At 52.5% G+C, this 5,772-nt stretch carries 5 protein-coding genes; 4 read left to right on the top strand and 1 reads right to left on the bottom strand.

The genetic code is table 11. The features are described 5' to 3' along the window. The first annotated feature begins 150 nt into the window (after positions 1-150). From ACTHS3_RS05495 to ACTHS3_RS05485, 3 genes are all read left to right on the top strand, one after another. Positions 151-2,007 carry a ribonuclease catalytic domain-containing protein gene (locus tag ACTHS3_RS05495; RefSeq protein ID WP_070461521.1) on the top strand — a complete coding sequence of 619 codons (1,857 nt, stop codon included), beginning with the start codon at positions 151-153 and terminating at the stop codon, positions 2,005-2,007. A gap of 135 nt (positions 2,008-2,142) precedes the next feature. Then, positions 2,143-2,370 carry an exodeoxyribonuclease VII small subunit gene (locus ACTHS3_RS05490; protein WP_003681131.1) on the top strand — a complete coding sequence of 76 codons (228 nt, stop codon included), beginning with the start codon at positions 2,143-2,145 and terminating at the stop codon, positions 2,368-2,370. Beyond that, complete coding sequence (locus ACTHS3_RS05485; RefSeq protein WP_004519176.1) at positions 2,354-3,250, top strand: polyprenyl synthetase family protein; 897 nt, start codon at positions 2,354-2,356, stop codon at positions 3,248-3,250. Before ACTHS3_RS05490 ends, ACTHS3_RS05485 begins: the two co-directional genes overlap by 17 nt. 158 nt (positions 3,251-3,408) lie before the next feature. Here ACTHS3_RS05485 and ftsY read toward each other — a convergent pair whose 3' ends face one another. Beyond that, positions 3,409-4,941, bottom strand: coding sequence for a signal recognition particle-docking protein FtsY (gene ftsY / locus ACTHS3_RS05480; RefSeq protein ID WP_004519177.1), 1,533 nt, complete (start codon positions 4,939-4,941; stop codon positions 3,409-3,411). A gap of 145 nt (positions 4,942-5,086) precedes the next feature. Between ftsY and ACTHS3_RS05475 the strand changes: the two genes are divergently transcribed. Next, on the top strand, positions 5,087-5,772 hold a 686-nt coding region (locus tag ACTHS3_RS05475), incomplete at its 3' end, for a peptide-methionine (S)-S-oxide reductase (protein WP_440367333.1).

Here is a 5,772-nt window from a genome sequence, read left to right as displayed (position 1 = left end):
CTGCCTGAAATCAAACGCAAACTGGCGGCATATCAGTATTAATCATCCGCCGTTTGAACAGGCCGTCTGAAAGTATGTTTTTCAGACGGCCTTTCTTGTGCAAATCTGCTAAAATCACGCGTTTCCTACAAATCATAAAATCCTAAAAAAATGAATATCTTTTACGAAGAGTCCGGCCAATTCAAAGTTGCCTCCATCGTCCAAAAAAACGACGCCACCTACCAAGTCGATACCCAACACGGCAAACGCACCAAAGTGAAGGCAAATAATGTCTTTGCCGAGTTTGACGGCGATATGGCGGCGTTTTTAGAGAACGCGCAGGCGCAGGCGGCGGACATCGATACCGATTTATTGTGGGAAGTATGCGGCGAAGAGGAATTTACCGCTGAGGCGATTGCCGAAGAATATTTCGGCCATGCACCGACCAAAACCGAGCTGGCGGCAACTTTGATTGCGCTGTACGCCGCGCCGATGTATTTCTATAAAAAAGCCAAAGGCGTGTTCAAAGCCGCGCCTGAAGAAACTTTGAAACAAGCGCTTGCCGCCATCGAACGCAAAAAACAGCAAGACGCGCAAATCGACGCTTGGGCGGAAGCCTTGAAACGCGGCGAGATGCCGTCTGAAATCGCGGCAGATTTGAAAACCATCCTGCACGCGCCCGACAAGCAGTCGCTGACTTACAAAGCCTTTACCAAAGCCGCCGACGCGCTGAAAATCTCTGCCTACGAACTGGCGAAAAAGACAGGCGGCATTACGTCCATTCCCCAATACCTGCAAGACGGGTTTGAAATCAAATACTTCCCCAAAGGAACAGGCTTCCCCGACCTTCCGCTTCCTGAAATGCCCGACTTGCCCAAAGCCGACGTTACCGCCTTTTCCATTGACGACGAATCGACTACCGAAGTGGACGATGCTTTGAGCCTGACCGACTTGGGCAATGGCATGAAACGCGTCGGCATCCACATTGCCGCGCCGTCGCTTGCCATTAAACAAGGCGACAAAATGGAAAAAAACATCATGGAACGCTTAAGCACGGTTTATTTCCCCGGCGGCAAAATCACCATGCTGCCCGAAAACTGGATTGCCGCGTTCAGCCTTGATGCGGGCGCGTACCGCCCTGCCGTCAGCATTTATTTTGATGTGGACGGCGAGTTCAACGTCGGCGCGCCAACCTGCAAAATCGAAGCCGTCAACATCGCCGAAAACCTGCGCATTCAAGCCATCGAACCGCATTTCAACGCCGAAACCGGCTTGGACGAAGCCGGCGAAATGATGTTTGCCCACCATCAAGACCTGATTTGGTTCTATCAATTCGCCATCGCCCTGCAAAAAGCGCGCGGCAAATACGAGCCCGACCGCGCGCCGCAATACGATTACAGCATCGAATTGGATGAGGAAGGCAACGTATCCGTCGTCCGCCGCGAACGCGGTTCGCCCATCGATACGCTGGTCAGCGAGATGATGATTCTTGCCAACAGCACTTGGGCGCAAATGCTGGACGAAAACGAGCTGCCCGGCCTTTTCCGCGTCCAACCGGCAGGCAAAGTGCGCATGAGCACCAAATCCGAGCCGCACATCGGCATGGGCGTGCAGCATTATGGCTGGTTTACCTCGCCTCTGCGCCGCGCCGCCGACTACATCAACCAAAAGCAGCTGATCAGCCTGATCGACGACTCTGCCGAGCCACTGTATCAAAACAGCGATGCCGAGCTTTTCGCCGCGCTGCGCGACTTTGATGCCGCCTATACAGCCTACGCCGACTTCCAACGCCAAATGGAAGCCTACTGGAGCCTCGTCTATCTGCAGCAGCAAGGCACGAGCGAGCTGACGGCCACCATCCTCAAAGAAGACCTCGTCCGCATTGAAGGCCTGCCGCTGGTAACGCGCGCGACCGGTATTCCGTTTGACGCGCTGCCCAAATCGCAGGCATTGTTCAAAATCACTGAATTGGATGCCGAGAAGCAGTTTATCGCGCTCAACTATCAAAAAGCCGTTTTACCGGGTTGATAACGTTATTTCGTTTGAAAAAAGGCCGTCTGAACAAAGAAACAGAAATCTTTGATTTCGTTTTCATCCCTGTTCAGACGGCCTTCATCATCTAAAAATGCTACAATTCCCCCTTTCTGCCCATCATTTCAAACCATGAAAAAAAACGCCCCCCAATCCTTTGAAGAAGCCTTATCCCGCCTCGAAACCCTGACCCAGGCCATGCAAAGCAGCGAAATGCCGCTGGAAGACGCCCTGGCTGCCTATCAGGAAGGCAACGAATTGGTCAGATACTGCCAAACCAAATTGGCGGAAGTCGAGCAGAAACTGCAAGTCTTGGATGCCGGCGAACTGAAGGAGTTGAACCTTGAACCCGGCGAATGAACTCAAAACATGGCAACAAAAAGCCCAAGCGCAAACCGAATTGCTGCTGGCGCATTTCTTGCCGTCTGAAAGCCAAGTTCCGCACACGCTGCACGAAGCCATGCGTTACGTTACCCTCGGCGGCGGCAAACGGCTGCGTCCACTCTTGGTGCTTGCCGCGTCCGAATTGGGCGAAGCAAACCAAAATGCCGTCGAGCAGGCGATGGCGGCCATCGAAATGGTACACGTCTATTCGTTGGTTCACGACGATATGCCGGCGATGGACAACGACAGTCTGCGCCGCGGCAAACCGACCTGCCATGTGCAATACGATGAAGCAACCGCCCTTTTGGTCGGCGATGCGTTGCAAACCCAAGCCTTTGATGTACTGAGCCGTCCGACAGGCCTGCCTGCCGAACGTCAGCTTGCCATGTTGTCCACGCTGGCCCAGGCATCCGGCAGCCTCGGCATGGCGGGCGGACAAGCTATCGACCTTGCCAATGTCGGCAAAGCCATGAATCAGGCCGAATTGGAACAGATGCACAGCCTCAAAACCGGCGCACTCATCCGCGCGGCCGTGGCCTTAGGCGCACTTTCCTGCCCAGACTTAACACCGGCTCAAATCCAAACCTTAGACCGCTACGCCGCCAAATTAGGTTTGGCTTTCCAAGTGATCGACGATGTATTGGACTGCGAAGCCGATACCGCCACCTTGGGCAAAACCGCCGGCAAAGACTCGGACAACGACAAACCGACCTACGTCAAACTGATGGGCCTGCAGGCCGCGCGCACTTACGCAGAAACGCTGATTGCAGAAGCCGTTGCCCTGATCGAGCCATTCGGCGACAAAGCCCTGCGCCTGCGCCAACTGGCAAAGTTTGTTACCGCACGGAAAAACTAAACCCGTAAATAAATAAAGGCCGTCTGAAACCTGATTTTAGGTTTCAGACGGCCTTTTTAACAGCCTGTTTGGCTTTTGTACCAACCGAATGCGAAGCCTTTCAAAATACGGCTCAGAAATCCCCCGCAAACTGCGTTTACAAACCTCAACCTGTCTGTTTAATCCAATAGGGCATCCACGAACGCTTTGGCATTAAACGGACGCAAATCGTCGATGCCTTCGCCTACGCCGATGTAGCGGACAGGAACAGGGCGGTCGGAGGCAAGGGCGGCAAGGATACCGCCTTTGGCCGTACCGTCTAGCTTGGTGACGATAAGTCCGGTCAGACCCAGCGCTTCGTCGAAGGCTTTCACTTGGTTGACGGCGTTTTGACCGATGTTGGCATCCAAAACAACGATGATTTCATGTGGCGCATCCGGCATGGCTTTTTGCAACACGCGTTTCACTTTTTTGATTTCTTCCATCAAATGAAGCTGCGTAGGCAAACGGCCGGCAGTATCAGCCAGCACGATGTCGATCCCGCGCGCTTTCGCGGCTTGGACGGCATCGAAGCAAACGGCTGCGGAATCGCCTGTGGTTTGCGAAATCACGGTTACATTGTTGCGCTCGCCCCAAGCTTGAAGCTGCTCACGCGCAGCGGCACGGAAAGTATCGCCTGCCGCCAGCAACACAGATTTACCCTGCGCTTGGAAGTATTTGGCGAGTTTGCCGATAGACGTGGTTTTACCCGCGCCGTTGATACCGGCAAGCATAATCACGAAAGGCTCCCTGGTTTCCGGCAAGACCAAAGGTTTCTCCAGAGGCTTAATCAAGTCGTACAGCGCATCTTTCAGCGCACCGCGCAATTCGTTGCCGTCTTTGAGGCCTTTGAGGCTGACACGGTCGCGCACGTCTTTCATCAAGTATTCGGTGGCTTCCATGCCCATATCGCTGGTAATCAGCACGGTTTCCAGCTCTTCGTACAAGTCCTCGTCGATCTGTCCGCCGCCGAACACGCCGGCCAACGATTTTGCCATTTTGTCGCGTGATTTGGTCAAGCCTTGTTTCAAACGCGCAGCCCAACTGAGCTTGTGTTCTTCTGCCGGAGCAGGGGCTTCAACCGGTATTTCCACAACGGCTTCTTGAACTTGCTCGACAGTCTCGCTAACTGCCTCAACAGCTTCTTCTTTGACTGCTTCAGCTTGTTCCGCTACTTCTTCAGCAACCTCGGCCGCTTCAGACGGCATCTCGGCAACGGTTTCCTTTACCTGCTCAACAACCTCGCTGACGGTTTCAACAGCTTCTTCTCTGACTGCCTCAGCCTGTTCTGCCACTTCTTCAGCAGCCTCGACCGCTTCAGACGGCATCTCGGCAACGGTTTCTTTTACCTGTTCAACAGTCTCGCTGGCGGTTTCAACAGCCGCTTCTTTTGCCGCTTCAACGTGTTCTTCTACTTTTTCAACTGTTTCAGACGGCGTTTCGGTCAAAGTTTCCCGAACCTGCTCGACGGTTTCGCTGATAGTTTCAACAGCCGATTCGACAACTGATTCAACATGCCCTTTGACGCTTTCTGCTAAAGATTCGGCATCTTCTTTAATATTTTCAACTACTTGAGCAACTTCAGATTCTATTTTTGCTGCGGTTTCCTGAACTTGAGCCTCCTCGGGAGCCGGAGTTTCCTGTTTTTTCTTGCGACGGAAGAAGCTGAACATTAAATTTTCCTTTTAATTTTAGAAACTTGAAATAGGGAGTATTGTAGCGTATTTTACGTGGCAAGGTCGTCTGAAAATCAAGGTTGTCAGGTTTTGGCATTTCCAACGTCTAATAAGATAAACCATCCATACAGGAAACATAGAGATGAATCCCCGCACATTATTTTCACTTTGCACCAAGTTCGGCTGCCTGCTTGCGCTTGGCGCCTGCTCATCCAAAATGATGGATACCGAAGCCGCAACCGTACCGCAGGCATTGTCCTCATTAAAAACCCCTGACAACCGCCCTGCCAGTGTTTTCCTAAAAAAAGACAAACCCACCCTGATTAAATTTTGGGCAAGTTGGTGTCCTTTGTGTTTGTCCGAATTGGGACAAACCGAAAAATGGGCGCAAGATATAAAATTCGGTTCTGCCAACCTGATTACCGTTGCCTCGCCCGGTTTTCTACACGAGAAAAAAGACGGCGACTTTCAAAAATGGTATTCCGGTTTGAACTATCCTAAGCTGCCCGTCGTTACCGACAACGGCGGCACCATCGCCCAAAGCCTGAATATCAGTGTTTACCCTTCTTGGGCATTAATCGGCAAAGACGGCGACGTGCAGCGCATCGTCAAAGGCAGCATCAACGAAGCGCAGGCATTGGCTTTAATCCGCGACCCGAATGCCGATATAGGCCGTCTGAAAAACACATTTTACAAACCCGACACACAGAAAAAGGATTCAGCAATCATGAATACGCGCACCATCTACCTCGCCGGCGGCTGCTTCTGGGGCTTGGAAGCCTATTTCCAACGCATAGACGGCGTGGTTGACGCAGTATCCGGCTACGC

The sequence above is a fragment of the Neisseria sp. P0009.S007 genome (assembly GCF_051962515.1).
The sequence above is the reverse complement of the archived record's forward strand: the minus strand, read 5'-3'. Positions and strand labels throughout refer to the sequence as shown.

Bases quoted from the DNA above. Each gene is read 5' to 3' on its own strand.
- ftsY (WP_004519177.1), bottom strand. From the start codon at position 4,941: ATGTTCAGCTTCTTCCGTCGCAAGAAAAAACAGGAAACTCCGGCTCCC.
- ACTHS3_RS05495 (WP_070461521.1), top strand. From the start codon at position 151: ATGAATATCTTTTACGAAGAGTCCGGCCAATTCAAAGTTGCCTCCATC.
- ACTHS3_RS05490 (WP_003681131.1), top strand. From the start codon at position 2,143: ATGAAAAAAAACGCCCCCCAATCCTTTGAAGAAGCCTTATCCCGCCTC.